The organism is Thioclava sp. L04-15 (genome assembly GCF_002020275.1).
In the GTDB taxonomy this organism is placed as follows: domain Bacteria; phylum Pseudomonadota; class Alphaproteobacteria; order Rhodobacterales; family Rhodobacteraceae; genus Thioclava; species Thioclava marina.
Map to the genome: position 1 here is coordinate 369,589 of NZ_MPZW01000002.1, position 25,142 is coordinate 394,730.

At 65.1% G+C, this 25,142-nt stretch carries 32 protein-coding genes; 21 read left to right on the plus strand and 11 right to left on the minus strand.

The window, feature by feature from the left end; genetic code table 11:
• Positions 1–116: 116 nt before the first annotated feature.
• Positions 117–557, minus strand: a complete 441-nt coding sequence (locus BMI90_RS18725; protein ID WP_158521664.1) for an EF-hand domain-containing protein — start codon at positions 555–557, stop codon at positions 117–119.
• Between the two features lie 322 nt (positions 558–879).
• Between BMI90_RS18725 and BMI90_RS07890 the strand changes: the two genes are divergently transcribed.
• From BMI90_RS07890 to BMI90_RS07935, 11 genes are all read left to right on the plus strand, one after another.
• Positions 880–1,188 carry a virulence factor gene (locus BMI90_RS07890; protein ID WP_078527904.1) on the plus strand — a complete coding sequence of 103 codons (309 nt, stop codon included), beginning with the start codon at positions 880–882 and terminating at the stop codon, positions 1,186–1,188.
• A 13-nt stretch (positions 1,189–1,201) separates the two neighbouring features.
• Positions 1,202–2,086: a 5,10-methylenetetrahydrofolate reductase gene (locus BMI90_RS07895; RefSeq protein ID WP_078527906.1), complete on the plus strand. Its 885-nt coding sequence runs from the start codon at positions 1,202–1,204 to the stop codon at positions 2,084–2,086.
• Positions 2,083–3,066 (plus strand): methyltetrahydrofolate cobalamin methyltransferase, encoded by a 984-nt coding sequence (locus BMI90_RS07900; RefSeq protein WP_078527908.1) that lies wholly within the window; start codon positions 2,083–2,085, stop codon positions 3,064–3,066. The genes BMI90_RS07895 and BMI90_RS07900 overlap by 4 nt, the downstream gene beginning before the upstream one ends.
• Before the next feature lie 489 nt (positions 3,067–3,555).
• Positions 3,556–5,034 (plus strand): DUF2927 domain-containing protein, encoded by a 1,479-nt coding sequence (locus BMI90_RS07905; protein WP_246831511.1) that lies wholly within the window; start codon positions 3,556–3,558, stop codon positions 5,032–5,034.
• Between the two features lie 37 nt (positions 5,035–5,071).
• Positions 5,072–5,239 (plus strand): hypothetical protein, encoded by a 168-nt coding sequence (locus BMI90_RS18730; RefSeq protein WP_168172739.1) that lies wholly within the window; start codon positions 5,072–5,074, stop codon positions 5,237–5,239.
• A gap of 14 nt (positions 5,240–5,253) precedes the next feature.
• Positions 5,254–6,435 carry a VWA domain-containing protein gene (locus tag BMI90_RS07910; RefSeq protein WP_078527910.1) on the plus strand — a complete coding sequence of 394 codons (1,182 nt, stop codon included), beginning with the start codon at positions 5,254–5,256 and terminating at the stop codon, positions 6,433–6,435.
• The gene (locus tag BMI90_RS07915; protein ID WP_078527912.1) at positions 6,432–6,806 is read left to right on the plus strand and encodes a hypothetical protein; all 375 of its coding nucleotides are present in this window, start codon (positions 6,432–6,434) and stop codon (positions 6,804–6,806) included. Before BMI90_RS07910 ends, BMI90_RS07915 begins: the two co-directional genes overlap by 4 nt.
• Entirely contained in the window at positions 6,803–7,408 is a 606-nt protein-coding gene (locus BMI90_RS07920; protein ID WP_078527915.1) for a DedA family protein, read from the plus strand. Before BMI90_RS07915 ends, BMI90_RS07920 begins: the two co-directional genes overlap by 4 nt.
• Positions 7,409–7,457: 49 nt before the next feature.
• The gene (locus BMI90_RS07925; RefSeq protein WP_078528145.1) at positions 7,458–8,150 is read left to right on the plus strand and encodes a M48 family metallopeptidase; all 693 of its coding nucleotides are present in this window, start codon (positions 7,458–7,460) and stop codon (positions 8,148–8,150) included.
• 56 nt (positions 8,151–8,206) lie between these two features.
• A complete protein-coding gene (locus tag BMI90_RS07930; RefSeq protein WP_078527918.1) occupies positions 8,207–9,481 on the plus strand; it encodes a hypothetical protein in 1,275 nt (424 codons plus the stop codon).
• Complete coding sequence (locus BMI90_RS07935; RefSeq protein ID WP_078527920.1) at positions 9,478–10,854, plus strand: cytochrome P450; 1,377 nt, start codon at positions 9,478–9,480, stop codon at positions 10,852–10,854. Before BMI90_RS07930 ends, BMI90_RS07935 begins: the two co-directional genes overlap by 4 nt.
• A gap of 109 nt (positions 10,855–10,963) precedes the next feature.
• Here BMI90_RS07935 and BMI90_RS07940 read toward each other — a convergent pair whose 3' ends face one another.
• Complete coding sequence (locus BMI90_RS07940; RefSeq protein ID WP_246831512.1) at positions 10,964–11,638, minus strand: AAA family ATPase; 675 nt, start codon at positions 11,636–11,638, stop codon at positions 10,964–10,966.
• A gap of 8 nt (positions 11,639–11,646) precedes the next feature.
• Positions 11,647–12,264, minus strand: coding sequence for a thiamine phosphate synthase (locus tag BMI90_RS07945; protein ID WP_078527923.1), 618 nt, complete (start codon positions 12,262–12,264; stop codon positions 11,647–11,649).
• A gap of 100 nt (positions 12,265–12,364) precedes the next feature.
• Between BMI90_RS07945 and BMI90_RS07950 the strand changes: the two genes are divergently transcribed.
• The 6 genes from BMI90_RS07950 to BMI90_RS07975 all read left to right on the plus strand — a co-directional run bounded on the left by BMI90_RS07950 (position 12,365) and on the right by BMI90_RS07975 (position 16,997).
• Positions 12,365–13,111, plus strand: a complete 747-nt coding sequence (locus BMI90_RS07950; protein ID WP_078527925.1) for an RNA methyltransferase — start codon at positions 12,365–12,367, stop codon at positions 13,109–13,111.
• Positions 13,112–13,150: 39 nt separating this feature from the next.
• Positions 13,151–13,861: a hypothetical protein gene (locus tag BMI90_RS07955; protein WP_078527927.1), complete on the plus strand. Its 711-nt coding sequence runs from the start codon at positions 13,151–13,153 to the stop codon at positions 13,859–13,861.
• Between the two features lie 52 nt (positions 13,862–13,913).
• The gene (gene alr, locus BMI90_RS07960) at positions 13,914–14,963 is read left to right on the plus strand and encodes an alanine racemase (RefSeq protein WP_078527929.1); all 1,050 of its coding nucleotides are present in this window, start codon (positions 13,914–13,916) and stop codon (positions 14,961–14,963) included.
• A 2-nt stretch (positions 14,964–14,965) separates the two neighbouring features.
• Entirely contained in the window at positions 14,966–15,751 is a 786-nt protein-coding gene (locus BMI90_RS07965) for an ABC transporter permease (RefSeq protein ID WP_078528150.1), read from the plus strand.
• Positions 15,748–16,494, plus strand: a complete 747-nt coding sequence (locus BMI90_RS07970) for an ATP-binding cassette domain-containing protein (RefSeq protein WP_078527931.1) — start codon at positions 15,748–15,750, stop codon at positions 16,492–16,494. Before BMI90_RS07965 ends, BMI90_RS07970 begins: the two co-directional genes overlap by 4 nt.
• Before the next feature lie 65 nt (positions 16,495–16,559).
• Positions 16,560–16,997, plus strand: a complete 438-nt coding sequence (locus tag BMI90_RS07975) for a paraquat-inducible protein A (protein ID WP_078527934.1) — start codon at positions 16,560–16,562, stop codon at positions 16,995–16,997.
• A gap of 37 nt (positions 16,998–17,034) precedes the next feature.
• On the opposite strand, the gene BMI90_RS07980 is transcribed toward BMI90_RS07975, so the two are convergent.
• Entirely contained in the window at positions 17,035–17,262 is a 228-nt protein-coding gene (locus BMI90_RS07980) for a DUF1150 family protein (RefSeq protein WP_078527936.1), read from the minus strand.
• Positions 17,263–17,296: 34 nt separating this feature from the next.
• Positions 17,297–17,707 (minus strand): Hsp20 family protein, encoded by a 411-nt coding sequence (locus BMI90_RS07985; RefSeq protein WP_078527938.1) that lies wholly within the window; start codon positions 17,705–17,707, stop codon positions 17,297–17,299.
• 227 nt (positions 17,708–17,934) lie between these two features.
• Between BMI90_RS07985 and BMI90_RS07990 the strand changes: the two genes are divergently transcribed.
• The 3 genes from BMI90_RS07990 (at position 17,935) to BMI90_RS08000 (ending at position 19,767) form a co-directional block, all read left to right on the plus strand.
• A complete protein-coding gene (locus tag BMI90_RS07990) occupies positions 17,935–18,153 on the plus strand; it encodes a DUF465 domain-containing protein (protein WP_078528153.1) in 219 nt (72 codons plus the stop codon).
• Between the two features lie 71 nt (positions 18,154–18,224).
• Entirely contained in the window at positions 18,225–18,710 is a 486-nt protein-coding gene (gene purE / locus BMI90_RS07995) for a 5-(carboxyamino)imidazole ribonucleotide mutase (RefSeq protein WP_078527940.1), read from the plus strand.
• Positions 18,703–19,767, plus strand: a complete 1,065-nt coding sequence (locus BMI90_RS08000; RefSeq protein WP_078527942.1) for a 5-(carboxyamino)imidazole ribonucleotide synthase — start codon at positions 18,703–18,705, stop codon at positions 19,765–19,767. The genes purE and BMI90_RS08000 overlap by 8 nt, the downstream gene beginning before the upstream one ends.
• An 86-nt stretch (positions 19,768–19,853) precedes the next feature.
• On the opposite strand, the gene BMI90_RS08005 is transcribed toward BMI90_RS08000, so the two are convergent.
• The gene (locus BMI90_RS08005; RefSeq protein WP_078527944.1) at positions 19,854–20,657 is read right to left on the minus strand and encodes a VOC family protein; all 804 of its coding nucleotides are present in this window, start codon (positions 20,655–20,657) and stop codon (positions 19,854–19,856) included.
• A gap of 12 nt (positions 20,658–20,669) precedes the next feature.
• The gene (locus tag BMI90_RS08010) at positions 20,670–21,071 is read right to left on the minus strand and encodes a DoxX family protein (protein ID WP_078527946.1); all 402 of its coding nucleotides are present in this window, start codon (positions 21,069–21,071) and stop codon (positions 20,670–20,672) included.
• Between the two features lie 140 nt (positions 21,072–21,211).
• Here BMI90_RS08010 and BMI90_RS08015 point away from each other — a divergent pair, with 140 nt between their 5' ends.
• Positions 21,212–22,111 (plus strand): LysR family transcriptional regulator, encoded by a 900-nt coding sequence (locus BMI90_RS08015; protein ID WP_078527948.1) that lies wholly within the window; start codon positions 21,212–21,214, stop codon positions 22,109–22,111.
• Between the two features lie 12 nt (positions 22,112–22,123).
• Here BMI90_RS08015 and BMI90_RS08020 read toward each other — a convergent pair whose 3' ends face one another.
• From BMI90_RS08020 to trpB, 4 genes are all read right to left on the minus strand, one after another.
• Positions 22,124–22,681: a helix-turn-helix transcriptional regulator gene (locus BMI90_RS08020; protein WP_078527950.1), complete on the minus strand. Its 558-nt coding sequence runs from the start codon at positions 22,679–22,681 to the stop codon at positions 22,124–22,126.
• A gap of 21 nt (positions 22,682–22,702) precedes the next feature.
• Positions 22,703–23,182: a hypothetical protein gene (locus BMI90_RS08025; protein WP_078527952.1), complete on the minus strand. Its 480-nt coding sequence runs from the start codon at positions 23,180–23,182 to the stop codon at positions 22,703–22,705.
• A gap of 73 nt (positions 23,183–23,255) precedes the next feature.
• Positions 23,256–23,741: a hypothetical protein gene (locus BMI90_RS08030; RefSeq protein ID WP_146642532.1), complete on the minus strand. Its 486-nt coding sequence runs from the start codon at positions 23,739–23,741 to the stop codon at positions 23,256–23,258.
• Between the two features lie 149 nt (positions 23,742–23,890).
• Positions 23,891–25,123: a tryptophan synthase subunit beta gene (trpB, locus tag BMI90_RS08035; RefSeq protein ID WP_078527956.1), complete on the minus strand. Its 1,233-nt coding sequence runs from the start codon at positions 25,121–25,123 to the stop codon at positions 23,891–23,893.
• Positions 25,124–25,142: the final 19 nt, after the last annotated feature.

A 25,142-nucleotide genomic window follows, 5' to 3' on the forward strand; every position in this document is an offset into this window, starting at 1 on the left:
ATCCGTCCGCACTCCGCCACGCAATCTTGGCCCCTGCGCCGCGCCGCCGAAAAACGCCCGGCCGAAAAGGCTTGGGCGGTGTCGCGCCATACAGCCGATGGGCCTCGGGCGGACCCTTACTGCGCGGGCTTCATCGCGAAATCGTCCAAAGTGATGCCGCCATCGCCATTCTTGTCGAGCTGAGTGAACCATTTCACGGTACTGGCCTGGAACTCGTCCAGGCTCACCAGCCGATCGCCGTTTGCGTCGGTCGCCTCCATCCGCATACCGTCCGCCATCTTCTGCATCTGCTCGCGTTGTTTGCCTTCATAGCCCGCAACGTCATTGGCACGCGCCTCGTCGAAAATCGCGTGCTCTTCGAGATCGAGCATTCCGTCCTCATTGGCATCGAAGGAGGCGAAGACATCGCCGCGCATCGCTTCGAGCTCGGCCAGCGTCGCGATGCCATTTCCGTCGCGGTCCCAGGTGGACATGAATTGCTCGGCGGGGGTCTCGGCCTGCGCCGCCAGCGGCAGGCTCAGAAGAAGGGCGGCGATCAGGGAAAAGCTCTTGGTCATGGTCTCGCTTTCTATGCGTTGCGTGAATGGGCACATGCCGGGCCATCGATTTTGCGACCGACCCCGGCCCGATCTAAGAGGCGGCGGCCGCAAAAGAATGTGCCAGATCGCCGCGCGACCAATCCGCCGCAGCCTCGCTTGAGCCCCGCTCATCATCTTGTCGCGGATTTTTCCGATCCCGCGCGGTAGCCCTGCCCCCGCCGCGCCTGCTATCACCTCTCGCACGGACAGGCTTACGTCGCTGAGCCGCGACGGAATGTCGAAATTCCACCGCGCGCCACGTCGCTTTCGCGCAATTCTGAACTCGTGAGGAGAGATTCGCATGGCACAGATCACCTTGGTCTATTGGCGCAACATCCCGGCCCAGATCATCGCGGGCAAGGGACGCCGGGGCGTCAAGAAGCCGCTCCCCGAGCGGTTCGAGCAGGCGATCGACCGTGCGGCGATGAAAGTGGGCGCACGCGACAGCGACGCCTATCTGGCCGAATGGCGCAAGGTGGTCGAGGGCGATGAGCCCGGTGACGATGCCGAAGCCGCCGAAGCGGTGCTGGCGCGAATTCTCTCCAAGTATGACGACGCGCATCTGCGCGCTTTGATTGCCAATGACGGCTGGGACCCCACGTCGTCCTAAGGGAGAGATGCGAATGGCACTTGTGAATTTCCGCCGCGAGGCGCCGCGCCCGCCGGTCAACGGCAAGATGGAGGCGCTTCTGGAAGGCGCCTCGGTCGAGGTGATGCCGCGCACCGCCGCTAAGGTGGAAAGTTTCCGTGCCCTCTTCGCGCCCGGCACCCGCGTCTATATCGCCCATATCGAGGGCACCCCGATCGAGGAAATGCTCGCCACCGCCAGGCGCCTGCGCGACGAGGGCTTCGAGCCGATGCCGCATTTTCCCGCGCGCATCATCCGCGATGCGGCCCAGCTCAACGACTGGGTGCAGCGCTACAAGGGCGAGGCCGGGGTTCAACAGGCACTGCTGCTGGGCGGCGGGGTCAAGGAGCCCGTGGGCGAGCTGCATTGCGCAATGCAGATGATCGAGAGCGGCGCGTTCGACGGCTTTGCCCGTCTGCATGTTGCCGGCCACCCCGAGGGCAATCGCGACATCGACCCCGATGGCGGCGAGGCCGAGGTGATGGCCGCGCTCAAGCTGAAACAGGATTTCGCGAACCGCACCGATGCCGATATGGCGATCGCCACCCAATTCGCCTTCGAAGCCGGTCCGATCCGCGACTGGGCCGCGCGTCTGGAGGCCAACGGGATCGAGATGCCGGTCCATCTGGGCGTGGCCGGTCCCGCCAAGCTGCAAACGCTCCTGAAATTCGCCATCGCCTGCGGCGTGGGCCCCTCGCTGAAAGTGCTGCAAAAGCGCGCCCGCGATGTGACCAAGCTGCTCCTGCCCTTCGAGCCGACCGACCTCCTGACCGATCTCGCGCTGGATCGCCCGTCGAATATCGAAGCCGTGCATTTCTTCCCGCTGGGCGGTATCACCGCGACAGCCAATTGGATCGCCGAACAGAGAGGCCATGAATGACCCGCACCGTCCTTGAGTCCAAAACCAAAACCGTCGTGATCGGCTTTGACGAGCCCTTCTGCGTCATCGGGGAGCGGATCAACCCCACGGGCCGCAAGAAGCTCGCTGCCGAGCTTGAGATGGGCGATTTCTCGACCGTCGAGAAAGACGCGCTCGAGCAGGTCGCCTGTGGCGCGACGGTTCTGGACATCAACTCGGGGGCGGTCTTCTCGAACAAGATGGCCGAGGATCCGCGCTATGCGGATAACAACTTCGTCGAACCGCCGCTGATGCGCGATCTGATCAGCCGCGTGCAGGCGGTCGTCGATGTGCCGCTGTGCATCGACAGCTCGGTGCCTGCCGCGTTGGAGGCCGGTCTGGAGGCCGCCGAAGGCCGTCCGCTGCTGAACTCGGTCACTGGCGAGGAAGAGCGGCTGGAGCTGGTTCTGCCGCTGGTGAAGAAATACAACGTGCCGGTCGTGGCGATCTCGAACGACGACACCGGGATTTCCGAAGACCCCGATGTCCGGTTCGCCGTGGCCAAGAAGATCGTCGAGCGCGCCGCCGATTTCGGCATCCCCGCGCATGACATCGTCGTGGATCCGCTGGTGATGCCGGTGGGCGCGATGGCGACCGCTGGCCGTCAGGTCTTCACGCTGGTCAACCGCCTGCGCGAGGAACTGGGCGTGAACACCACCTGCGGCGCGTCGAACATCTCCTTTGGCCTGCCCAACCGTCACGGGATCAACGGGGCTTACCTTCCGATGGCGATCGGCGCGGGCATGACGAGCGCGATCATGAACCCGGTGCGCAATCAGGAGATGGAGGCGATCCGCGCCGCCAACCTGCTGATGAACCACGATCCGAACGGGATGGAGTGGATCAAGCTCGCCAAGGTGCTCGATGCGATGAAGGAAGAAGGCGTGACCTTCGCCGAGGCCTCGGCCGCCGCAGCAGCTGCTGGCGGCGGGCGTCGCGGCGGGCGTCGTCGTCGCGGCTGATTGGTCAGGAAATTTCGCGAAATGCCCGGGTCTCGGCCCGGGCGTTTTTCTTTGTGCCGAGAGCAAAGGGCCGTCAGGCGCTGCGCGGGCCGCTCGCATCGCGGATCCCGCCTCCGACCGTTGCCCGAACGCGATCAATCCGAGCCTGTCTCACCGCCCTTTTCACGGCAAAAACGGAGCGCCCGACCCGTCAATCCAGAAAATTCGCAGAAACTTCGCTCTGTCCCGTTTCCATTTTCTTAACAAAGCGTTTCCCAACCCACGTATCGATCACAACGATTCGCTTTTTCGTGACACAAGCGTTTCCATTTTGGCGTCAATATCGCGAGGATTGGCGGAATCTGGCAACAACAAGACGTGGAAGCGGCGAGAACACGCCACTATATCTGCGACGGCCTCAAAAAATTCTAATTAACGGTCAAATATTTACTGGAAGAAGTTCATGTCCTGTGCCTAGTCTGGACCACCAACCTGGGAAGACGCACTGCCATGCGTATTACATGTCTGCCGCGCGACGCGGCCGCCTTGGTGCCTGCCAGCACCGAGGCGGCCCCGCGCAACCGCCGCGCTGTCACGCGGTCCGAGAAAGTTGTCCGCCTCCTCGCCGCCGTGATGGTGACGGGAGCGCTGTCGGCCTGCGTGCCGAGCACGCCCGAGGTGACCGCCACGCGCGGTCCCGCGCAGCTGCTCGACCTGCCGCTCGCCGATCCGGTGCCGGGGCTGTCGAATCCCGTACCCGCCGCACGGCTGCCCGACAATTCGCATCTCGGCCGCGACTTTCTCGAACTGAGCTTCTATCTCGAATCCGGTCGTCAGCTGCCGCGTTTCACGCGCTTCGAAGGCCCGGTCTCGATCACGCTTGCGGGCAACGCCCCGCCCGTCGCCCAGACCGAACTCAACCGCCTCGTGCGCCGCCTTCAAACCGAGGCCGGGTTGCGCGTCTCGGCCCAGCCGGGCAATGCCAACACGATCTCTGTGCAGTTCGTGCCGAAATCCCAGATGCGACGTGCGGTGCCCGACGTCGCCTGTTTCGTCGTCCCGAACGTCACGAGCTGGTCGGATTACCGCAGCTCGCGCGGATCGGCGCGCTCGGACTGGACGAAGCTGACCCAGCGCCATTCCGCGACCGTCTTCATCCCCGAACCCGCGACCCCGCAGGAGATCCGCGATTGCTTGCATGAAGAGGTCAGCCAGGCGCTCGGGCCGGTGAACGATCTCTACCGCCTGCCCGACACCGTCTGGAACGACGACAATTTCCATACTGTGCTCACCGGCTTCGACATGACGATTCTGCGCGCCTATTACGACCCGGCGCTGCGTTCGGGCATGAGCCGGGCCGAGGTGCAGGCCCACCTGCCCGCCATTCTTGCCCGGGTCAACCCGGCGGGCGGCCAGATGCGCGGCCTTCCCGAAGACCCGACCCCGCGCGCCTATGTCAAGGCGATCGCCACCGCGCTCGGCTCGGGCGCAAGCGATACCCGCCGCCGCGCCGCAGCCCGTCAGGCAACCCAGATCGCCGCCGCGCAGGGCTGGACCGACAGCCGCGCCGCCTTCGCGTGGTTCGCGCTGGGACGGCTGAGCATGAAGACCGATCCCGACGTGGCGATCCGCTCCTATCTCAATGCGGGCGCGATCTATGCCCGCACGCCGGGCGCGGGTATCCAGGCCGCCCATATCGACATGCAGCTCGCCGCGTTCGCGCTGGGAACGGGGCGCGCGCAGGATGCGATCGCGCTGGTGAACCGCTCGCTCTCGCCCGCCATTTCCGGCGAGAATGCCTCGCTCATGGCCACGCTCTACATGATCCGCGCCGAGGCCTATGCCCAGCTCGGCAATGCCGCCCAGGCCGAGCAGGCCCGTCTCGACATGGAGCAATGGGCACGCTATGGCTTTGGTTCGGACGCGGCGGTACGCCGCCGTGCAAGCGAAGTGGCCGCGCTGGCCGATGCGGGTGCGCGGATGAACTGAGCCGGGCGCGCCCCGGCCGAGGCCGGGAGGGGCGCGAATGTATGTTCTGGCAGGGATCGTGATCGGGCTTTTGCTCGGTGACTGGCGGGCGCGAAAGCGCGGCGGAAACGCGCTCGACCGGGCGCAATACGCAGCGGTTCACGCCATCGCCCTTGGCATGGTCGGCATCTTCATCACCATCCTCGTCAACCGCATCTGGGCCTGAGGGGGCCGGGGCGCATGTTCCTGCCATTCTTCGATGCTCTCAGACGCGCCGGGGTGCCGGTCTCCCTGCGGGAATATCTGAGCTTTCTCGAAGGGCTGGCGGCGGGGCTTTGCACCTACGATATCGACGGGTTCTACTATTTCGCCCGCGCCGCGATGGTGAAGGACGAGCGTTTCCTCGACCGTTTCGACCGCGCCTTCTCGGAGGCCTTCTCCGGCCTCGAAGCCATCACCCCCGACGACGTTCTGGAAGCGGTCGACATCCCCGAGGACTGGCTGCGCAAACAGCTCGAAAAGCACCTCACGGAAGAGGAAAAAGCCCAGATCGAGGCGCTTGGCGGGTTCGACGCGTTGATGGAGACGCTGAAGAAGCGGCTCGAGGAACAAAAGGGCCGCCATCAGGGTGGGTCCAAATGGATCGGCACGGGCGGCACCTCGCCCTTCGGCGCCTATGGCTACAACCCCGAAGGCGTGCGCATCGGCCAGAGCGAAAGCCGCCACCAGCGCGCCGTGAAGGTCTGGGACAAGCGCGAGTTCCGCGATTTCGACGACACGGTCGAACTGGGCACGCGCAACATCAAGGTGGCGCTCAAACGCCTGCGCCAATGGGTTCGGCACGGCGCGCATGAAGAACTCGACCTGCCTGGAACGATCCGCGCCTCTGCCGAGGCCGGCTATATCGATGTGAAGACCCGCCCCGAGCGGCACAACGCGGTGAAGGTGGTGCTTTTCCTCGATGTGGGCGGTTCGATGGATGCCCATGTGAAACTGGTCGAAGAGCTTTTCTCCGCCGCGAAATCCGAGTTCAAGCATCTCGAACACTGGTATTTCCACAATTGCCTCTACGAGGGCGTATGGAAATCGAACAAGCGACGCTGGAACGAGGCCACCCCCACCTGGGACGTGCTGCATCGCTACGGGCCCGATTACAAATGCATCTTCGTGGGCGACGCCTCGATGTCGCCTTACGAGATCACCCATCGCGGCGGCGCGAACGAGCATTGGAACGACGAGGCGGGCCATGTCTGGCTGACGCGCGCGCGCGATCAATGGCCAGATCACACCTGGCTGAACCCGATCCCCGAACGGCTCTGGTCCTATACCCAGTCGATCGAGATCATCCGCGAGATTTTCGCGGGTCGGATGCATCCGCTGACGCTCGAGGGGATCACGGCGGCTATGAAGGAGCTTGGATGAGCAAGCTGCGCTACCTCTGGGCCCATCACAAACCCGCCTCGATCGGCTTCATCCTCGCAGTGACGCTCGCGCTCTTTTTCGGCGGCAAGTTCGTCGCCCGTGCGGTCTACTGGTCCGACCCCGCCCATCGTCACCAAAGCCCCGAGCCCTGGATGACGCCGGGATATATCGCCAAGAGCTGGCACCTCCAGATCGAGGAGGTCGACGCGATCCTCGGCATCGAGAATGGCCCCGCCCTCGTAGGCTACGGGCGCCCGACACTCGACCGCATCGCCAAAGCCACCGGCCAGCCCGTCGGAGACCTGCTGCACAAGCTCTCGCTCGGTCTGCCAAAGGCGATCGCCGATCAAGAGGCGAATGCGCCGAAATGAGCCTGACCGAGATCACTGACTGGCTGCTGGCGCAGGTGCCGGTCTACGGGCCCTGGCTGCTCGGGCTGACGACCTTTCTCAGCTGCCTCGCAATCCCCGTGCCCTCCTCGCTGATGATGATCGCGAGCGGTGCCTTCGTGTCCTCGGGCGATCTCGATCTGATCACGGTCACAAGCGCGGCTTTCGGGGGGGCGGTGCTGGGCGATCAGGTCGGGTTCATCCTCGGGCGCAAGGCCGAACGCCTCCTGCCCCGCCCCGGCACGAAACGCGGCGCGCTGATCGAGAAGGCGCTGGCGGCGCTGCGCAAACGCGGCTCGGTGACGGTGTTCCTGTCGCGCTGGCTGTTCTCGGCGCTTGGTCCCTGGGTGAACCTCGCCGCGGGTCTGTCGGGCTATGCCCATCGCCGCTTCACCATGGCCGACATCGCGGGCGAAGCGGTCTGGGTGACCTCCTATGTCGGCCTCGGCATCGCCTTCGGCGCCAATCTCGACGCGGCCGCCGATCTTGCGGGTAACGCGCTGGGGCTGATGGCGGCGGGGGCTGCGGCTTTCGGCTTCGGCTGGTGGCTCTGGCACGCGGCCAAACGCGCGCCCAAAGCGTGATCACGGGACGCTTGATCACGGGGCCGCGAGCCGCCATATCCCTCCCATGCTGATCCGCTTCCTGCCCCTTCTGCTGCTTGTGCTCTATGGCCTTGCCATGTGGCATTTCTCGACCTGGCAACTCAAACGCCAGCTCGACGGGAATTCGCGGCGGTTGCGCGACAGCAAGCTCGACCCTTACCTCGACCGTCTCGCCGCCGCGCTCGAGGTGCCCGAGGTGCCCGTCCATGTCTATCAGATCGCCCCGGTGAACGGGCTCGCCGCCCCCGATGGCCGCGTCTTCATCACCGAAGGTTTCATGGAGAAATACCGCGCCGGTGAGGTCACCCCCGAAGAACTCACCTCGGTTGTGGCGCATGAGCTGGGCCATGTCGCCCTGGGCCATTCGCGCCGCCGCATGATCGACTTTTCCGGCCAGAACGCGCTACGTGCCGTGCTGATGACGGTGCTCGGTCGCTTCATTCCCTTCCTTGGCGTGTGGATCGCGAACATGATCACCACCGCGCTCGCCGCGCGGCTCAGCCAGCGCGACGAGTTCGAAGCCGATGAATTCGCCTCGGCGCTGCTGATCAAGGCCGGGATCGGCACCGACCCGCAGGTGAGCCTGTTTCGCAAGCTCGACGCGCTGACGAAGAATGCAGGTCAGGGCGTGCCCGCCTGGCTACTGACCCACCCCAAGACGCCGAGGCGCATCGCCGCGATCGAGGCCAACGCGCAGCGCTGGTCACGTACAGCCCCCTGATTTTCCTTACTTTCGCCGCGCGCACCCGATAATCTCCCCGCCAAGAGGGCCCGGCAATGACGAGCAGCGAAATCGGACAGGTGCGCAAACGCCGGGTGTTCTACATCCCCGGCTACGACCCGATTCACCCCCGCCGCTACCGCGAGCTCTACCGCAAGGAAGGCGCCGAACAGGCGCGCATCTCCGGCTACGAGATCGCGCTCGCCCCGAAACGCGCGGGCGGGCCCTATGGCTGGCATGTCACCTCCACCCAAGGTGGCACGGAGGTCGAGGCCGATATCGAAGTGCTCGTCTGGTCCGATATCGTGCGCTCTTCGATGGGCAAGTCGATCCCGGCGACCTACGGACAACTGATCCGCACCGCATCGACCTACATTTTCTCGGGCGCGCTCTTCCGGCTGATGCGGTTGCGCAAAGGCCCGGTGATCGCGGCGCTCTACCCGATCGTAGCGCTCATCGTGCAGGCCCTGATCGGGATCGCCCTCGGCTGGGCCGCTGCTGCGCTCGCACTGCGCCTCCTCCCCGATTTTCCGCTGAAATGGCTCGCAGGTCTCACCCTCGCGAGCGCGATCCTCGCCCTCGTGCTGCGCTGGTTCCGGGCGAAAGACGGCAGGTTCTTCGCCTATTACCTGATGCATGACTACGCCTTCACGGCACGTTGGGGCGGGGCGAACCCGCCCGAGCTCGAAACCCGCATAGGTGAATTCGCGACCCGCATCGCAGAGGCCCTGCAAGAGGACTGGGACGAGGTCCTCATCGTCGGTCATTCCTCGGGCGCCCATCTCGCGATCTCGATCCTCGCCGACCTGATCCGCGACAACCGCCTGCCCCCTTCCTCTTGGAATAAATATCCCGGGGGGCGCGCGTCAGCGCGCGGGGCAGAGCCCCCGGCGCTCTCCTTCCTCTCCCTCGGTCAGGTCGTGCCGATGGTCAGCTACCTGCCCCGCGCCACTCGGTTGCGTGCCGATCTGGCCTTCCTCTCCACCCGACCCGAGCTTTTCTGGCTCGACGTGACGGCCCCCGGTGACGGGTGCGCCTTCGCGCTTTGCGATCCGGTCGCGGTCTCGGGCGTGGCTCCCGAAGGCCAGATCCACCCGCTGGTGATCTCGGCCGCCTTCACGCAAACGCTCAGCCCCGAACGCTGGAAGGCGTTGCGATGGCGCTTCTTCCAGCTCCATTTCCAATATCTCTGCGCCTTCGACCGGCCCGGCGATTACGACTATTTCCGCCTCACCGCCGGACCGATGACACTCGCGCGGCGCTTCACCGGGCGGCCCGCGTCGAAAAGCCGGATCACCACGCCCGCAAACCGGTTTACGACCACCTCATGAGCCAGTCGCCCTATCTGCCGCCCAAACCCACACCGCGCCCCGATCGCGTTTCGCTCTGGCGTTATCTCCGGCTGTTCAAATCCGACATCCTCTCGGCCCAGCCCGCGCGGCTCTACCGTGCCTGGATGGCCGAGTTCCGCACGCCGTTCTTCCGATCCTACATGTGCAACGATCCGCAACTGGTCGATCTGGTGCTGAAAGAGCGCCCGATGGATTTCCCGAAATCCGACCGGGTCCGCGAGGGGTTGAAGCCGCTCCTGCGCGAGAGCGTCTTCATCACCAATGGCGAGCAATGGCTGCGCCAGCGCCGTATCATCGACCCGGCCTTCGAGGGAGGAAAGCTGCGCGAGACTTTCCCGGCGATGTGGGCGGCGGGTCAGGCCTGCGTCGGGCGCATGAAGGCCAAGATCGGTGCCGAGCCTATTGAAATCGAAAGCGAAACCTCACACGTCGCCGCCGATATCATCTTTCGCACCCTCTTCTCGATCCCGATCGAGGATGAGACCGCCAGCGCGGTCTTCTCCGAGTTAAAATCCCATCAGCGCGCCTCTCCCGTCGTCAATCTCGGCGCCCTGCTGCCGCTGCCGCGCTGGTTTCCACGCTTTCATGCGCGCCAGACCAAGGAGACCGCCAAACGCATCCGCGCGCTGATCGAAAAACTCACCGCCGCGCGGGCCAGGCAGATCTCGGCGGGAACCGCGCCGGACGATCTGGCGACGAAGATCATGACCACGCCCGACCCGCAGACCGGCGCGCGTTTCAGCACCGAAGAGATGATCGATCAGGTCGCGATCTTCTTTCTCGCGGGGCATGAGACCTCGGCTTCGGCGCTTGCCTGGGCGCTTTACCTGCTCGCGACGAACCCCGAATGGCAGGACCGGATCGCGGCCGAGGCGAAGACCGTATTCGAGGCAGGAAACCCCGATTTTTCGATGCTGGGCAAGTTGAAGCTCTCTCGCGCAGTGTTTCGCGAGGCGATGCGCCTCTACCCGCCCGTGCCCATGTTCGTGCGCGAGGCGCGCTGCCCCGAGAGCTTCCGCGGCCGCGCGGTCAAACCCGGCTCGCAGGTGGTGATCTCGCCCTGGCATCTACACCGCCACGAGCGGCTCTGGGACAATCCCGACGGGTTCGACCCCGCCAGGTGGGAGACGGAAAACGGCAAGGCCTGCCTGCGTGCGGCCTATATTCCCTTTTCCACCGGCCCGCGCGTCTGTCCCGGTGCGGGTTTTGCGATGGCCGAGGGGCCACTCTTGCTCTCGATGCTGGTGGGCGCGTTTCGGTTCTACCCTGTCGAGCGGCGCGCACCGGTGCCGGTCGCGCATCTGACCGTGCGTGGGAAAGACGGGATCTGGCTCAATATTTCTGAGCGTTGAGGGGGTGCCGCCCCGTCGCCGGAGGGCGACAGGAAATGGCCGAACAGGGGGCGCCGCCCCCGCTCGCGTTGCGAGCCCCCCGAGGTATTTTTCGCAAGATGAAGAGGGATCAGTCGCGGATGACCAGATCGGCGGCGCGGCTTTCGCGGGTGATCGTACGGCCGTTGGGCAGGTCGTTCTCTTCGACGCGGCGTTTCACCTCGGCGAGATCCAGCCCCTGCTCTTCCCATCGGCGGGCGAGACGTTGTCGCAGCACCTCTTCGGGCAGGTCGATGCGGATCGAGAGATCGAAAAGCGGGAAGAGATCGCGCCATCCGGGCCGGGTCAGGAGCAGGTAATTGCCCTCGACGATCAGAAACCTGGCGCTGCCCGGGACCGATGCGCCAGCGGGCACGACGGCATCGGCGGCGCGATCGAAAACCGGTACCGGCACGTCTTCTCGCGCCGTTTTCAGGCGCTGCAGAAGAGCGGCGAAACCTTCCGTATCAAAGGTTTCCGGGGCGCCCTTCACCTGACGCAGCCCGCGTTCGTCGAGCCAGTCATTGTCGCGGTGAAACCCGTCCATCGCAACGACCGCGGCATCCGGGCCGAGCGCCTCGGCCAGCTCGTGCGCGATATGGGACTTGCCCGCGCCCGGGCCGCCCACGACCGCGATCAAGAGCCGGTCACCGTCGAGCTGACGGATATGGGCGGCGAGATCGGCGCGCGGAACCTGGAGTTCGCTCTCCATGAAGGCACCGTGATCGCCCATCGGGCCATTGCTGTCGCCAAGCCAGTCGGACATGAGGTCCCTCAGCTCATCGCCGCGATCAAGCGCCCCAAAGCGCCCGACGGATCTTCCTCGCGCCAGATTTCCTCGCCCAGTGCGAACCAGTCGGTGACCGGGGCGAATTCGGCGATCAGCGCCTCGTTCAGCGCGCCCTCGGCGACGACCGGCACTTCGATCATCTCGGACCACCACTGGAAAAGATCGTGCTCGGCACGGGTGCCGGTGCCGAGCGTGGTTTCCCCCACCGGACCGAAGCAGACGTAATCGGCCCCCGCCTCGCCCGCGTTCATCCCCTCGTGGCGCGAGGCGCCGCAATGAGAGCCCACGATCGCATCCTGCCCCAGCGCCTTGCGTGCGGCGCGGATCTGGCGCGCGCCATCTGTGAAATGCACACCGTCGAGCCCATGGCGTTCGACGAGGCCCAGATGGGTCTCGATCACCAGCGCCACATCGCGGGCATGGGAAACTTCGCGCAGGGCATCGGCTGCGCGGCCGATCTCGTATTCGTCGCGGCTCGCCAGGGCCAGGCGGATGCAGGCGACCTCATGGGCGTCGAGCACCGAGGCCAGTTTCGGCGCGAACTCCGCCGCGTCGAAAGCGGGCGGGGTGATCAGGTAGATTTGCGGACGATCCTCGGCCATGATCGGGCTCCTTTGCGGCTTTGGGGCCTCTTAGCGCAAGGCGCGCGGCCTTGCCAGTGCCAGCTTGCGCGACTAGGAGGGGCGCGAAAGGACCGACCTCATGCCCGACCTGCCCGATCCCGCCCAGCCTGCCTTCATCCTCGTGCGCCCGCAGATGGGCGAGAATATCGGGGCGGCGGCACGTGCAATGCTGAATTTCTCGCTGCGCAAGATGCGGCTGGTGGATCCGCGCGATGGCTGGCCGAACCCCAAGGCGGTGGCGATGGCATCCGGCGCGGCAGGTCAGGTGCTCGATTTCGCGGGTGTCTTCGACAATGTGGCCGAGGCGGTGGCCGATTGCGACTATGTCTTCGCCACGACCGCGCGGGGACGCGAGCTGCCGAAGCCGATTTTCACGCCCGAGGCCGCGATGGTCGAGGCGCGCAAACGCATTGTCGCGGGCCAGAAGGTCGGCATCCTCTTCGGGCCCGAGCGCACGGGGCTGGAGAATGACGACATCATCCGTGCCAATGCGATCATCACCGTGCCGGTGAACCCCGAGTTCTTCTCGCTCAACCTCGCGCAGGCCGTGTTGCTGACGGCGTATGAGTATTCGCGCCATACGATCGAGGCGGTGCCGGTCGATCCGGGCCTTGCGGGGCATGACCCGGCAAGCGCCATCGAGGTCGAGAAGCTAGGCGATCATTTCGAGATGCGGCTCGAGGAGGCGGGGTTCTTCCACCCGCCCGAGAAGGCGCCGATGATGAAGCGCAACCTTCGCAACATGTGGACACGCTTTGCGATGACACGCTCGGAGGTGCAGACGCTGCATGGCGCGCTGCGACAAATTCTCCGCGGTCGCGACTGACGCTTGGTCAAATCGCGCGACTGGCCCATCTTAGGGGCCATGTGGCGAGTGATCCGTGTCTCTTTTCTGGCCTTGGCAGCGGGCGGGACCTTGGGCCTGCTGGCGCTGTTGTGGTTTTACCCGGTGCTTTCTGCGGGGATCTGCCCGCGTTGTTTCGGGCTGGACCGGGCCGCACCCGCCATCTTCGTCGACCGCGCCATGCCGCGTGACGATCGCCGCGCACTGGTCGAGACGATCGACGCCGCCCGTGCGCAAGTCGCGCGTTTCTATCCCGAGCGCGCGGCCCACAGCCGCGTTCTGGCCTGCTCCACGGAAGAGTGCGACCGGCGGCTGGGCGGGCGCGGGGCCGCCGCAGTGACCTATTCGCTGGGCCCTTGGGCCGTGGTGCGCGTGGCCCCGCGCGGGCTGACCGGGACGATCCTCGCCCATGAGCTGGCCCATACCGAGACCCATGCCCGGCTTGGCATGCTGGGACAGATCCGCGGCAAGATGCCCGCCTGGTTCGACGAGGGGCTCTCGGTGCTGGTCTCGGATGATCCGCGCTATCTCAACCCCGGCGCCGGTATCGAACGGTGCAAGGCCCTGCCCGATCAGCCCCTGCCCGTCTCGCCTTTCGAATGGGCGCCACTGGCCGGGCGCGATAACGGGCTTTATGCGCAGGCGGCCTGCGCTGTGCTGATCTGGGCGGCGCATCAGGGGGGCGACCCGGCGATCCTCGCCCGGCTCGACACCGGCACGGCCTTTCCCTGAGCGCAAGGCGGATTGCACTTGACCTTGGCGCGCCTGCGCAGAAAAAGAAGCCATGGCACAGGCATCTCTGAAAATCGACCTCGACGCCGTGGTCGCGAATTGGCGCGCTCTCGATGCGCGCTCTGGTGAGGCAACGCGCACGGCGGCGGTCGTGAAGGCCGACAGCTACGGGCTGGGGGCTGCGACGGTCGCACCCGCGCTCTATCGGGCCGGCGCGCGCGCGTTCTTCGTGGCGCTCGCCGAGGAAGGCGCGAAGCTGCGTCCGCATCTGGGCGAGGATGCGCAGATCTTCGTGCTGGGCGGCCATATGGCCGGCGATGCCGAGGCGATCCGCGCGGGACGCCTGATCCCGATGCTGAACTCGCCCGAGCAGATGGCCCGTCACCTCGAGGCCCTCCCCGAAGCCCCGTTCGGCGTGCAGCTCGACACCGGGATGAACCGTCTCGGGTTCGAGGCCGAGGATTGGGACGCGGCCGCGCCGTCCCTGCTCGAACGTGGCATCGCGCTGGTGATGAGCCACCTCGCCTGTGCCGACGAGCCCGAGCATGAGATGAACGGCCAGCAGCTGGCGGAGTTCAGGCGGATGACGGACGGGATGGCCGTAAAACGCTCCCTTTCGGCCACCGGCGGCATCCTGCTTGGCCCCGATTATCATTTCGACCTCACCCGTCCAGGCATCGGTCTCTATGGCGGACGCCCCTTCGAGGCGGCGCTAGGCGTGGCGACCCTGTCGCTCCCGGTGATCCAGACCCGCGTGGTCCAGCCCGGCGAAACGGTGGGCTACGGCAATACCTGGCAGGCCGAGCGGATCACCACGATCGCCACCCTCGCCGCCGGTTACGCGGACGGAATTCACCGGGTGCTGTCGAACATCACCGATCTTTATGCGGGCGATATCCCCTGCCCGCTGCGCGGCCGCGTCTCGATGGATCTGCTGACCGTGGATGTGACCGATCTCGACGAGGTCCCCGATACGCTCGACCTGATCGGTCCCTATCAGGGCGTCGATGCGCTGGCCGATGCCGCGGGCACGATCGGCTATGAGCTGCTGACGGCGCTCGGGCCGCGCTACAACCGGGTCTATTCGGAGCAGACCGGGTGAGCGTGCAAGCGCTCACCTCTCCCCTTGCGGCGCTCGGGCGGGCGACGCTGGCGCTTTTCGCCGCCACGGGTCGGCTGACCTTCTTCGTCGGCCAGACGCTGAGCCACCTGATCCGTCCGCCTTTCTACGCGCGTGAATTCTGGCTGGCCTGTCTCAATATCGGCTGGCTGTCACTGCCGGTAGTCGGGATGACCGCGCTTTTCACCGGCGCGGCACTGGCGCTGCAAATCTATGCGGGCGGCGCGCGCTTTTCGGCCGAACAGGTCGTGCCCTCGATCACCGCGATCGGCATGGTGCGCGAGCTTGGCCCGGTTCTGGGCGGCTTGATGGTGGCGGCGCGCGTCGCCTCCAGCATCGCAGCCGAGATCGGCACGATGAAAGTGACCGAACAGATCGACGCGCTGACCACGCTCTCCACCAACCCGATGAAATACCTTACCGTCCCGCGCGTCGTGGCGGCCACGCTTTGCGTGCCGATCCTCGTGGGCATTGGCGACATCATCGGGATCATGGGCGGCTGGATGGTCGGCACGACACGGCTTGGCTTCAACTCGGCCACCTATCTCAAGAACACCTGGGATTTCCTGGAATTCTGGGACGTGGGTTCGGGCCTCGTGAAGGGCGCGGCCTTCGGCTTCATCGTGGCCACGATGGGCTGCTATCACGGGATGAATTCGGGCCGGGGCGCGCAGGGCGTGGGCCGAGCAACGAAATCCGCCGTGGTCGCGGCCTCCGTTGCGATCCTTGCCGCGAACTACGTTCTGACGGAGGCCTTCTTCTCGGCATGATCACGCTTGAAGCCCTCACCAAGAGCTTCGGCTCCAAACATGTGCTGCGCGGCGTGGACCTCGTGGTGCCGACCGGGCAATCGACCGTGATCATCGGCGGTTCGGGCACCGGAAAATCGGTGCTGCTGAAATGCATCCTCGGGCTGATCGAGCCTGATGGCGGCACGATCACGCTGGACGGCGCGGATGTGCGGGTCGGCGACCGCGACGCCTTTCTCGCGCGCTTCGGGATGCTGTTTCAGGGAGGCGCGTTGTTCGACAGCCTCTCGGTCTGGGAAAACGTGGCCTTCCGCCTGCTGCGCGGCTCGCTCAAGCGCCCGAAACCCGAGGCACGCGAGATCGCCATCGAGAAGCTGCGCCGCGTGGGCCTGTCACCGGATGTGGCCGATCTCTTCCCGGCAGAGCTCTCGGGCGGGATGCAGAAGCGCGTAGGCCTTGCGCGCGCCATCGCCGCCGAGCCCGAGATCATCTTCTTCGACGAACCCACGACCGGGCTCGACCCGATCATGGCGGGCGTCATCAATGAGCTGATCCGCGAGATCGTAACCGAGATGGGCGCGACCGCGATGACGATCACCCATGACATGTCCTCGGTGCGCGCGATCGCCGACCGGGTCGCGATGCTGCATGCGGGCAAGATCCGCTGGGAAGGCCCGATCTCTGAAATGGACGCAACGCCAGATGCTTACGTCCAACAATTCATCCACGGACGCGCCGAGGGCCCGATCGAGACGCTGCGCTGAGAGCGCGTGACTTCGCGCCCCCTTGCGGCTAGACCAAAGGTGAAGACCGTCTCGCGAGAGGGCCCATGCTGAAATTCGCCAATCTGGCGCTGCTGATCCTGTTTCCCATCGCCTGGGCCGCGCCGCTTCTGCGCGCGGGGCTGCTGCCGTTCTTCGGGCTCGACACGATCTCGGTGCTCAGCGGGCTCCAGACGCTGTGGCAAAAGGATATCTTCCTCGCCGTCGTCGTCAGCTTCCTTGCCCTCTTCGCCCCGTATCTCAAGGTGATCGGCATCGCGCTGATCCAGTTCGACCTTGCCTCGCCCAAGCTCAAACCGGCACTGAACCTGCTGGGCAAGCTCGCCATGGCCGATGTCTTCCTGATCGCGATCTATATCGTTGTCGCGAAAGGCGTGGGCGTGGGCCGGCTCGAGACCGGCTGGGGGCTCTACTTGTTTACCGCCTGTGTCGGCGCCTCCTTCGCGATCTCGCATCTGGAGACGAAAAAGGCGCCGCAGGCCTGAGCCCCGGCGCCTTTCGGGTGTTCTTTCGGTTTCAGTCTCAGTGCACCGAGACCGGCGCCAGATCGTTCTGGCGGGCCAGCACGAAGGCCAGCTTGCGATCCTTGACCAGTGCGAGGCGCTCGCCATCGCTGTCATGGACCGCATAGAGATGATCCACGCCAGCCAGCTCCGCCTGCAATTCCTTGGGCAGATCCTGCACCGCCACTTCGCGGACATAGACGATGGGCTGCTCACCCTTGTCGCCAAAATCGAATTTCGTGTTCATGCGCGTCTCCTTTCCTGCCGTTCCTGCCGAGGCCTCATTTCCGGGCGATCGGGATGGTTTGCACAATCGTCTCGGGGTGGGCCCGCTTGAGATCGACATGCAAGAGCCCGTTCTCGGTCGTGGCCCCCGCCACCTCGACGCCATCGGCCAGAACGAAGCTGCGCTGGAAGGCGCGCGCCGCGATGCCGCGATGCAGGAAGATCCTCTCTTCCTCGTCGTCGGATTGGCGTCCCCGGATCACCAGCGCCCGATCTTCGAGCGTGATCGACAGGTCCTCCTCGCGAAAGCCCGCGACGGCCAAGGTGATGCGGAAGGCATCCTCGCCGCGCTGTTCGATATTGTAGGGGGGATAGGCGTCCGACCCTTTCGCGGTGCGCTCCACCAGCCGCTCAAGCTGATCGAAGCCCAGAAGGTAGGGATGTGCGCCAAAGCTCAGTTTCGTCATCAGGCAAGCCCTTGTTCAAGCGACGTTGCGAAAACGGACCCCGGCAACCGGCAATCCGCCTGAAACAAATATGGGCGGGGTGCCCGCGCGCCGCAAGAGGCGGAACTGTAACCAAGGCGCGGATTTTTCTCCTAAGTGTTTCGCAAACTGCTATATTGCAGGTCTCGCCCGGTCGTTTCAGTCGAGTCGGGAGATCGTTGTTTTCGTGACAGGACCGGATGCCGGACATGAATGCCCATATCGAGATGAACCACGAAGAAGTGCTGCGTGTGAAACTCGAGGTACTCAAACGCGAACATCGCGATCTCGACGAAGCGATCCACGCCCTCACCGAAACCGTCCATTCCGATCAACTGCGCTTGGTGCGCCTGAAAAAGCAGAAATTGGCGCTCAAGGACCAGATCGCACGGATCGAGGACCAGCTCACCCCCGACATCATCGCCTGAGCCCGCCGCAAGGCCTTGCCGCGACGGCACAGATTTCTATAGTGCGCGCTCCATCTGCGAGAGGGGATTTCATGGGCGTGAAAGTGGGAATCATCATGGGCAGCCAGTCGGACTGGCCCACGATGAAAGAAGCGGCGACTGTTCTCGACGAACTCGGTGTGGCCTATGAGGCGAAGATCGTCTCGGCGCATCGCACGCCCGACCGCCTCTGGGACTATGGAAAGACCGCCGTCGATCGGGGCCTGCATGTGATCATCGCGGGTGCAGGCGGCGCGGCTCACCTGCCCGGCATGATGGCCTCGAAGACCCGCGTGCCGGTGATCGGCGTGCCGGTCCAGACCCGCGCGCTCTCGGGTGTCGACAGCCTCTATTCGATCGTGCAGATGCCGAAGGGTTTCCCGGTCGCGACGATGGCGATCGGCGCGGCGGGTGCTGCCAATGCCGGCCTGATGGCGGCAGGCATCCTCGCGCTCGATGATCCCGAACTTGCCGCGCGGCTCGATGACTGGCGCGAGGCGCTTTCGGCCTCGATCCCGGAGGAACCGCAAGATGACTAATCCCCTGCCCGCCGGTGCGATCATCGGCATCCTTGGCGGCGGTCAGCTTGGCCGAATGCTCTCGGTCGCGGCCTCGCGCCTTGGCTACAAGACCCATATCTTCGAGCCCGGCGCGAACCCGCCCGCGGGCGACGTGGCTCATGCGGTGACCACAGCCCCCTATGAGGACGAGGCCGCGCTGCGCGCCTTTGCCGAAGCCGTGGACGTGATCACCTATGAGTTCGAGAACGTGCCGACCTCGGCGCTCGATCTTCTCGAAAGCCTCAAACCCATCCGTCCGAACCGCCGCGCGCTCGCAGTCAGCCAGGATCGTCTGGTCGAGAAGGCCTTCCTCAACGATCTGGGCCTGCCGACCGCACCTTTCGCCGCGGTGGATGATCTGACCGACCTGAAAGAGGCGATCGCCGAGATCGGCTGCCCCGCGATCCTCAAGACCCGCCGCTTCGGCTATGACGGCAAGGGTCAGGTGGTGATCAACGCTCCCGAAGAGGCCGAAGCGGCGCTCGCGGATATGAAAGGCGCGCCCGCGATCCTCGAAGGCTTCGTGACCTTCTTCAAGGAGGTCTCGGTGATTGGCGCGCGTGCAGAAGACGGCGCGATTTCCTGCTTCGATCCGGGCCAGAACAAGCACGAGGACGGCATCCTGCGCACGACCACCGTGCCTGCCGCGATCACCGATGCGCAGCGCACCGACGCGGTGCTGCTCGCGGCCAAGATCCTCAACAAGCTCGATTATATCGGCGTGATGGGGGTGGAGCTGTTCGTCACGCGCGACACCCTGATCGTGAACGAGATCGCTCCGCGCGTGCACAATTCGGGCCACTGGACGCAGGCGGGCTGCGCGGTCGACCAGTTCGAGCAGCATATCCGCGCCGTAACCGGCTGGCCGCTGGGCGATGGTTCGCGCTATGCCGATGTCGAGATGGAGAACCTGATCGGCGACGACATGGACCGGGTGCCCGCGCTTGCGAAACTCGCGCGCTACCAGATCCATCTCTACGGCAAGGCCGAGGTGAAACCGGGCCGCAAGATGGGACATGTGAACCACATTCTCTGAAGCCACGCTGACATAGCAAAAGCGCCGGCCCGTGCCAGCGGGCCGGCGCTTTCGTTTCTGATCCGGTCAGAGTGCTTAACGCAGGTTCACTTCGCCGCCACCGTGAAACGCGTGCCCCAGGGGTCCGTCACGCTGTCACCGAAGCGCTCGGAGAATTGCGCGAGCGCCTCGGGCTCTGCACGTAGCCCCACCTCGGCCAGACCCGTCGCGGGTTGGTGGCGTTCCTTCGCGCCGCGGCTGTTCCAGACGTTCGTCGCGAGGTGGTGGTGATAGCCGCTCCAGCCGTGGAAATTCGCCCCCGGATAGCGCGCCATCACATTGGAGCCAAGCGTATCGCGATAAAAGGGCTCGGCCGGATCGAGCGCGCCCACCTGAAGGTGCACATGCCCGATGACGGTGCCGCTCGGCGCCCCACGCCACGGCGCGCGGGCCTCGGCCATCACGTCGCGCAGATCGAGCCGCTCGGTCGCCATCAGGATCTGATCGCCCTTGCGCGGCCAGTCCTCGCGACCCCGGTCGCGGTAAATCTCGATCCCGTTGCCTTCGGGGTCCGACAGGTAGAGCGCCTCGCTCACGAGGTGATCCGAGGCCCCTTCCAGCCGCCAACCTTTCTCGGCCGCGTGGTTGAGCCAGGCGCCCAGATCTGCGCGTTCGGGCAGAAGGAAGGCGGTGTGAAAAAGCCCTGCCTCTTCGCGGCCCGATTTGCGGGCGGTCTTGTCGGCCTGGAGTTGCACGAGCACCTCGCCCCCGACCCCGTAGCGCGCCTCGGAGGCATCGCGAGAGATCCGCTCCAACCCGATCACATCCTCGTAGAAGGCGCCGACCCGATCGATGTCATGGACCACGAGGGTCACATGCCCGATCTGAACGATTGCATCACTGGTTGCCATCTTGGCCTCCTCTTATTTCCGCGTCGGGCGGAGCGCATAGGCCCCGTCCCCGAGCAGCGCGAGCGCGAATTGCACCGCAGCCCACATCATCGGGTATTCCCAGCCGCCGCCTTGGTTGGCAAAGCTGAACCCATTGGCCCAATGCGCGGTGAAGGCCGCGCCGAGCAGGATGAAGGCAAGCCCGAACGAGACGATCCGCGCGTAGATCCCCGCGATCAGGGCAAGGCCGCCCAAGATCTCGGCGATCATCGTCACCACCCCGAGCCAGCCCGGAAGGCCGAGCGACTGGAAGAAACCCATCGTGCCCGCAGGGGTGAAGACCAGCAGTTTGGTCAGCCCGTGCGTCAGGAACAGAGCGCCCGTCACGAGGCGCAGAACGAAAATGCCATAAGGCGCAAGTTTGGTATCGGTCATTTTGATCTCCCGTGGCCGCCGCCTCTCCGAACCCCTGTCCGGTGCCTTGCAGCCTTTGCATAGGCGGAAGATGATCCATCCTCTCTTCCAATGAAATGGTTATGGTATGGAATGACTTTCCACATTATGTTCCCAATGTAATGGATATCACCGATCAGCTCCGCGCCTTTGTCGCCACCGCCCAGACCGGCTCCTTCACCGCGGCCGCCGAGCGGCTGGGGATCTCGAACCGGCTTACCTCGAAATACGTGGCCGAGCTTGAGGAGCGGCTCGGCACGCGGCTCTTGCAGCGCACGACCCGGCGCGTCGGCCTGACCCCCGCAGGCGAGCGAATGCTGGCAGAGGCCCCTGCGCTGCTCGACGGGCTCGACGATCTGCTCAGCGATGTCTCCGAACAATCACGCGGGTTTTCCGGAAGCCTGCGGATCTCGGCCCCGGTCACGTTCGGCGAGGTCTATGTCGCCGAGATGCTCGCCCGCTTCGCCACCCCGCATCTGGATCTGACGATCGACCTGCAGCTTTCGGATGCGCAGACCGATCTGGCCGCCGAAGGGATCGACCTCGCTTTTCGTATCGGCACGCTGAGCGATCACAGCCTTCGCGCGCGTAAACTCTGCGATATCGGGATGCGGGTCGTGGCTTCGCCTGATTATCTCGCCCATCGCGAGCGCCCCGAACGCCCCGAGGATCTCGCGCGGCACCGCTGCATCCATGACACAAATCACGGCCCCACCCGGCGCTGGCGCTTCCGCAATGGCGGCAGTGTGCTCGACGTGCCGGTGCCTGCGCAGATCATGGTCAACAGTGCGCGCGCCACCTGCGAGCTGGCGCTGGCGGGGCACGGGATCGCCTATGGGCCCGATTTCGTGATGGCCCCCGAGATCGCGGCGGGACGACTGGTGTCGATATTCCCGCCCGAAATCCTCCATGACACCGCGCTTCACGCCGTCTATCTCGACGGGCCGAAACTGCCGCGCAAACTGCGCGCCCTGATCGAATTCGCCCGCGAGGATGCACGCAAGGCCTTCGATCCGCTCTAGGCCAGCGCCGGATCAGCCGCCAGCCGAGCGTTTGAGAGCCTGCGTGATCTGTGGCGGCTCGGGCACCTGCCCCTCCGCCCGCTGATCCATCATGTCCTCGACAAAGAGGCTCAGAAGCGCGCCGCGACCGTTCACCCCGGCCTTGCGATAGATCGCGGCGCTTTGCGCCTTCACCGTGCCTTCCGAGGTTTCGCGCAGCGCCGCGATCTCGGAGATCGACAGCCCCTTGATCGCGAAAAGCGCCACCTCGCGCTCTGCTGCCGTCAGCCCCCAATCGGCGAAACGCTGCTCGAGCAGGTCCTCGAAGGCCGAGGTCGCAAGCCGCAGCCGATCGCGGGTCCGGGCCCCGTCGCGCAACGCACTGGCAAGCGCGAAGGCCCCCAGCCCGAGCCCGAGGACAAGGCCTAGCGCCGCACCGATCTCGAGGATCTCTCGACTTTGCCAGCTGATCGGCGCGGGATAGAGGCCAAAAACAGAAAGAAGAATATCGGAAACGAAAAACAGCGCGCAGACCGCTTGAAGCAGCAGAATGGCGCCCACGACCGCCGTTCGGCGGTAACGAGACTTCATCGGCCTTTACCTGTCGCCGGCTCAATCGTCATCATCGCCGCCACCGTCATCCCCGCCGCCATCGTCGGACCCGCTATCCGAACCACTGTCGGAATCACTGTCGGAGCCGCCATCGTCAGATCCCTCCGAGCCGCCGCTGTCGCTCTCCGAGTCCGATTCGCTCCGGTCATCGGAGTCGCCGCTGTCCGAGGCTGTCCCCGGCGAGCTTCCACCCCCCTCGGAGCGCAAACGGTCGTTACCGAGGATCGGCGCACGCCCCTTGCGTGACAGATCGCGCAGGATCTCGCCGGTGCGCGGATCAAGGACGATCTCGCGCTCGATATCCTTACGCTCCGCAGTGATCCGGATCCGGCCGAGGAAGGATCGCTCGACCTCGATCTCGCGATAGCCATAGGCACGCAATTGCCGGACCACCGCCTCGGTGGCGGTTTCCGCGACGGCCCGCCCCGTCCCGGCGACCAGCGCCACGAGACCCGCGACCACGAAGCTTCGCCTCTTCATTCCCACGCTCTCCAGATCTTCCTCAAGCGTGACTATGCCCGGTGCATGATGCACCGGGCAAGCCACTCAACCATCAATCGTCGTCGCTGCCGCCCGAGTCGTGATCACCCGAGTCATGATCGCCGGAGTCGTGATCACCGGAATCGTGATCGCCCGAGTCATGATCGCTCGTCTCGTGGTCCGAACCCGAGTGATCGTCCTCGCGGTCCGAGCTGTGATCGTCATCCATCGAATCGTGATCCTCCCCGTCATCGTCGGAGAAATCCTCGGAGCGGGTCTGGACGCTCACGCCTTGGGTCATGTCCGCACCGGCCCGCGCCCGATAGGTTTCCTGGCTGCGGATCTGGCCCGTCGCGCGATCATAGATCACCTCGATCTTCGTGCCGTTCGGGTTGTAGCCCTCGGCCTTGACCTCGGTCGGGCCGACCTCAATCTCGATATTGGTGAAACCGTTCTGCTGCAGATTGGCGGCAATCCCGTCGGTCGACACCTCGGCCAGGGCGAAATGCGCACCAGCGGCCAGAATGGCCAGCGCGGCGAGCGGGGTTTTCATGGTCATCATCGTCATTCCTCCGAATATGGGCTGCCGCGATCACGGCAAGGTGAGGCCAAGATCAGGCCCCTCCCCCCACCGGTCCATCGGTCCGAAGGTTAGACAGCGGGTTTCAAACCTAAGTCGAAAGCCCATAAACCTAGGTTTATGCCGACTCAGCCCTCCATTTCGAAGCCCAAGTGACGCGCTACGGTGAACACGTCCTTGTCGCCACGACCGCACATGTTCATCACGATGATATGGTCTTTGGGCAGATCAGGCGCGATCTTCATCACATGCGCCAGCGCGTGCGAGGGCTCGAGCGCCGGGATGATCCCCTCAAGCCGGCAGGAGAACTGGAACGCCTCCAGCGCTTCCTTGTCGGTGATGTTCACATATTCCGCGCGGCCCGTGTCGTGCAGCCAGCTATGCTCGGGCCCGATGCCCGGATAGTCGAGCCCGGCCGAGATCGAGTGCCCTTCGAGGATCTGCCCGTCCTCGTCCTGCAACAGGTAGGTCCGGTTGCCATGCAGCACGCCCGGGCGCCCGCCGGTGAGCGAGGCGCAATGCTCCATCTTCTCGTCGACGCCATGGCCGCCAGCCTCGACGCCGATGATGCGCACCGAAGGATCATCGAGGAATGGGTGGAACAGGCCCATCGCGTTCGAGCCCCCGCCGATCGCCGCGATCAGCGTGTCGGGCAGACGGCCCTCGCCTTCCTGTTCTTCCAGTTGCCAGCGGACTTCCTTGCCGATGACCGACTGGAAATCGCGCACCATCGCCGGATAGGGATGCGGGCCCGCCACCGTGCCGATGCAGTAGAACGTGTCGCGCACATTGGTCACCCAGTCGCGCAGCGCATCGTTCATCGCGTCCTTAAGCGTGCCCCGGCCCGATTTCACCGGCACCACCTCGGCGCCCAGAAGGCGCATGCGGAAGACGTTGGGCGCCTGACGCTCGACATCCGTCGCGCCCATATAAACCACGCATTTCAACCCGAAGCGCGCGCAGACCGTGGCCGTCGCCACACCATGCTGACCCGCACCGGTCTCGGCGATGATCCGGGTCTTGCCCATGCGCTTTGCCAGCAGGATCTGCCCCAGCACGTTGTTGATCTTGTGCGCGCCGGTGTGGTTGAGCTCATCGCGCTTGAGATAGATCTTCGCGCCGCCCAGCTCCTCGGTGATCCGGGGGGCGAAATACAAGGGCGACGGACGGCCCACGTAATATTTCCACAGATGGTCCATCTCGGCCCAGAACTCCGGGTCGGTCTTGGCCTTCTCGTATTCCTCTTCCAATGCGAGGATCAGCGGCATCAGCGTCTCGGAGACGAACCGCCCGCCGAAAATGCCGAACCGCCCGTTCTCGTCGGGCACGTTCATGAAGGAATTGATCAGGTCGTCGGCCATGGCTCACCTCGCGCGTCTG

Bases quoted from the DNA above. Each gene is read 5' to 3' on its own strand.
- BMI90_RS07915 (WP_078527912.1), top strand. From the start codon at position 6,432: ATGAGCAAGCTGCGCTACCTCTGGGCCCATCACAAACCCGCCTCGATC.
- BMI90_RS07950 (WP_078527925.1), top strand. From the start codon at position 12,365: ATGCCCGACCTGCCCGATCCCGCCCAGCCTGCCTTCATCCTCGTGCGC.
- BMI90_RS08030 (WP_146642532.1), bottom strand. From the start codon at position 23,741: ATGACCATGAAAACCCCGCTCGCCGCGCTGGCCATTCTGGCCGCTGGT.
- BMI90_RS07900 (WP_078527908.1), top strand. From the start codon at position 2,083: ATGACCCGCACCGTCCTTGAGTCCAAAACCAAAACCGTCGTGATCGGC.
- BMI90_RS08010 (WP_078527946.1), bottom strand. From the start codon at position 21,071: ATGACCGATACCAAACTTGCGCCTTATGGCATTTTCGTTCTGCGCCTC.
- alr (WP_078527929.1), top strand. From the start codon at position 13,914: ATGGCACAGGCATCTCTGAAAATCGACCTCGACGCCGTGGTCGCGAAT.
- BMI90_RS07910 (WP_078527910.1), top strand. From the start codon at position 5,254: ATGTTCCTGCCATTCTTCGATGCTCTCAGACGCGCCGGGGTGCCGGTC.
- BMI90_RS07905 (WP_246831511.1), top strand. From the start codon at position 3,556: ATGCGTATTACATGTCTGCCGCGCGACGCGGCCGCCTTGGTGCCTGCC.
- BMI90_RS08005 (WP_078527944.1), bottom strand. From the start codon at position 20,657: ATGGCAACCAGTGATGCAATCGTTCAGATCGGGCATGTGACCCTCGTG.
- BMI90_RS07945 (WP_078527923.1), bottom strand. From the start codon at position 12,264: ATGGCCGAGGATCGTCCGCAAATCTACCTGATCACCCCGCCCGCTTTC.
- BMI90_RS07975 (WP_078527934.1), top strand. From the start codon at position 16,560: ATGCTGAAATTCGCCAATCTGGCGCTGCTGATCCTGTTTCCCATCGCC.
- BMI90_RS07970 (WP_078527931.1), top strand. From the start codon at position 15,748: ATGATCACGCTTGAAGCCCTCACCAAGAGCTTCGGCTCCAAACATGTG.
- BMI90_RS08015 (WP_078527948.1), top strand. From the start codon at position 21,212: ATGGATATCACCGATCAGCTCCGCGCCTTTGTCGCCACCGCCCAGACC.
- BMI90_RS07895 (WP_078527906.1), top strand. From the start codon at position 1,202: ATGGCACTTGTGAATTTCCGCCGCGAGGCGCCGCGCCCGCCGGTCAAC.
- BMI90_RS18725 (WP_158521664.1), bottom strand. From the start codon at position 557: ATGACCAAGAGCTTTTCCCTGATCGCCGCCCTTCTTCTGAGCCTGCCG.
- BMI90_RS07985 (WP_078527938.1), bottom strand. From the start codon at position 17,707: ATGACGAAACTGAGCTTTGGCGCACATCCCTACCTTCTGGGCTTCGAT.
- BMI90_RS08000 (WP_078527942.1), top strand. From the start codon at position 18,703: ATGACTAATCCCCTGCCCGCCGGTGCGATCATCGGCATCCTTGGCGGC.
- BMI90_RS07890 (WP_078527904.1), top strand. From the start codon at position 880: ATGGCACAGATCACCTTGGTCTATTGGCGCAACATCCCGGCCCAGATC.
- BMI90_RS07980 (WP_078527936.1), bottom strand. From the start codon at position 17,262: ATGAACACGAAATTCGATTTTGGCGACAAGGGTGAGCAGCCCATCGTC.
- BMI90_RS07940 (WP_246831512.1), bottom strand. From the start codon at position 11,638: ATGTCCGACTGGCTTGGCGACAGCAATGGCCCGATGGGCGATCACGGT.
- BMI90_RS18730 (WP_168172739.1), top strand. From the start codon at position 5,072: ATGTATGTTCTGGCAGGGATCGTGATCGGGCTTTTGCTCGGTGACTGG.
- BMI90_RS07930 (WP_078527918.1), top strand. From the start codon at position 8,207: ATGACGAGCAGCGAAATCGGACAGGTGCGCAAACGCCGGGTGTTCTAC.
- trpB (WP_078527956.1), bottom strand. From the start codon at position 25,123: ATGGCCGACGACCTGATCAATTCCTTCATGAACGTGCCCGACGAGAAC.
- BMI90_RS07920 (WP_078527915.1), top strand. From the start codon at position 6,803: ATGAGCCTGACCGAGATCACTGACTGGCTGCTGGCGCAGGTGCCGGTC.
- purE (WP_078527940.1), top strand. From the start codon at position 18,225: ATGGGCGTGAAAGTGGGAATCATCATGGGCAGCCAGTCGGACTGGCCC.
- BMI90_RS07990 (WP_078528153.1), top strand. From the start codon at position 17,935: ATGAATGCCCATATCGAGATGAACCACGAAGAAGTGCTGCGTGTGAAA.
- BMI90_RS08020 (WP_078527950.1), bottom strand. From the start codon at position 22,681: ATGAAGTCTCGTTACCGCCGAACGGCGGTCGTGGGCGCCATTCTGCTG.
- BMI90_RS07935 (WP_078527920.1), top strand. From the start codon at position 9,478: ATGAGCCAGTCGCCCTATCTGCCGCCCAAACCCACACCGCGCCCCGAT.
- BMI90_RS08025 (WP_078527952.1), bottom strand. From the start codon at position 23,182: ATGAAGAGGCGAAGCTTCGTGGTCGCGGGTCTCGTGGCGCTGGTCGCC.
- BMI90_RS07955 (WP_078527927.1), top strand. From the start codon at position 13,151: ATGTGGCGAGTGATCCGTGTCTCTTTTCTGGCCTTGGCAGCGGGCGGG.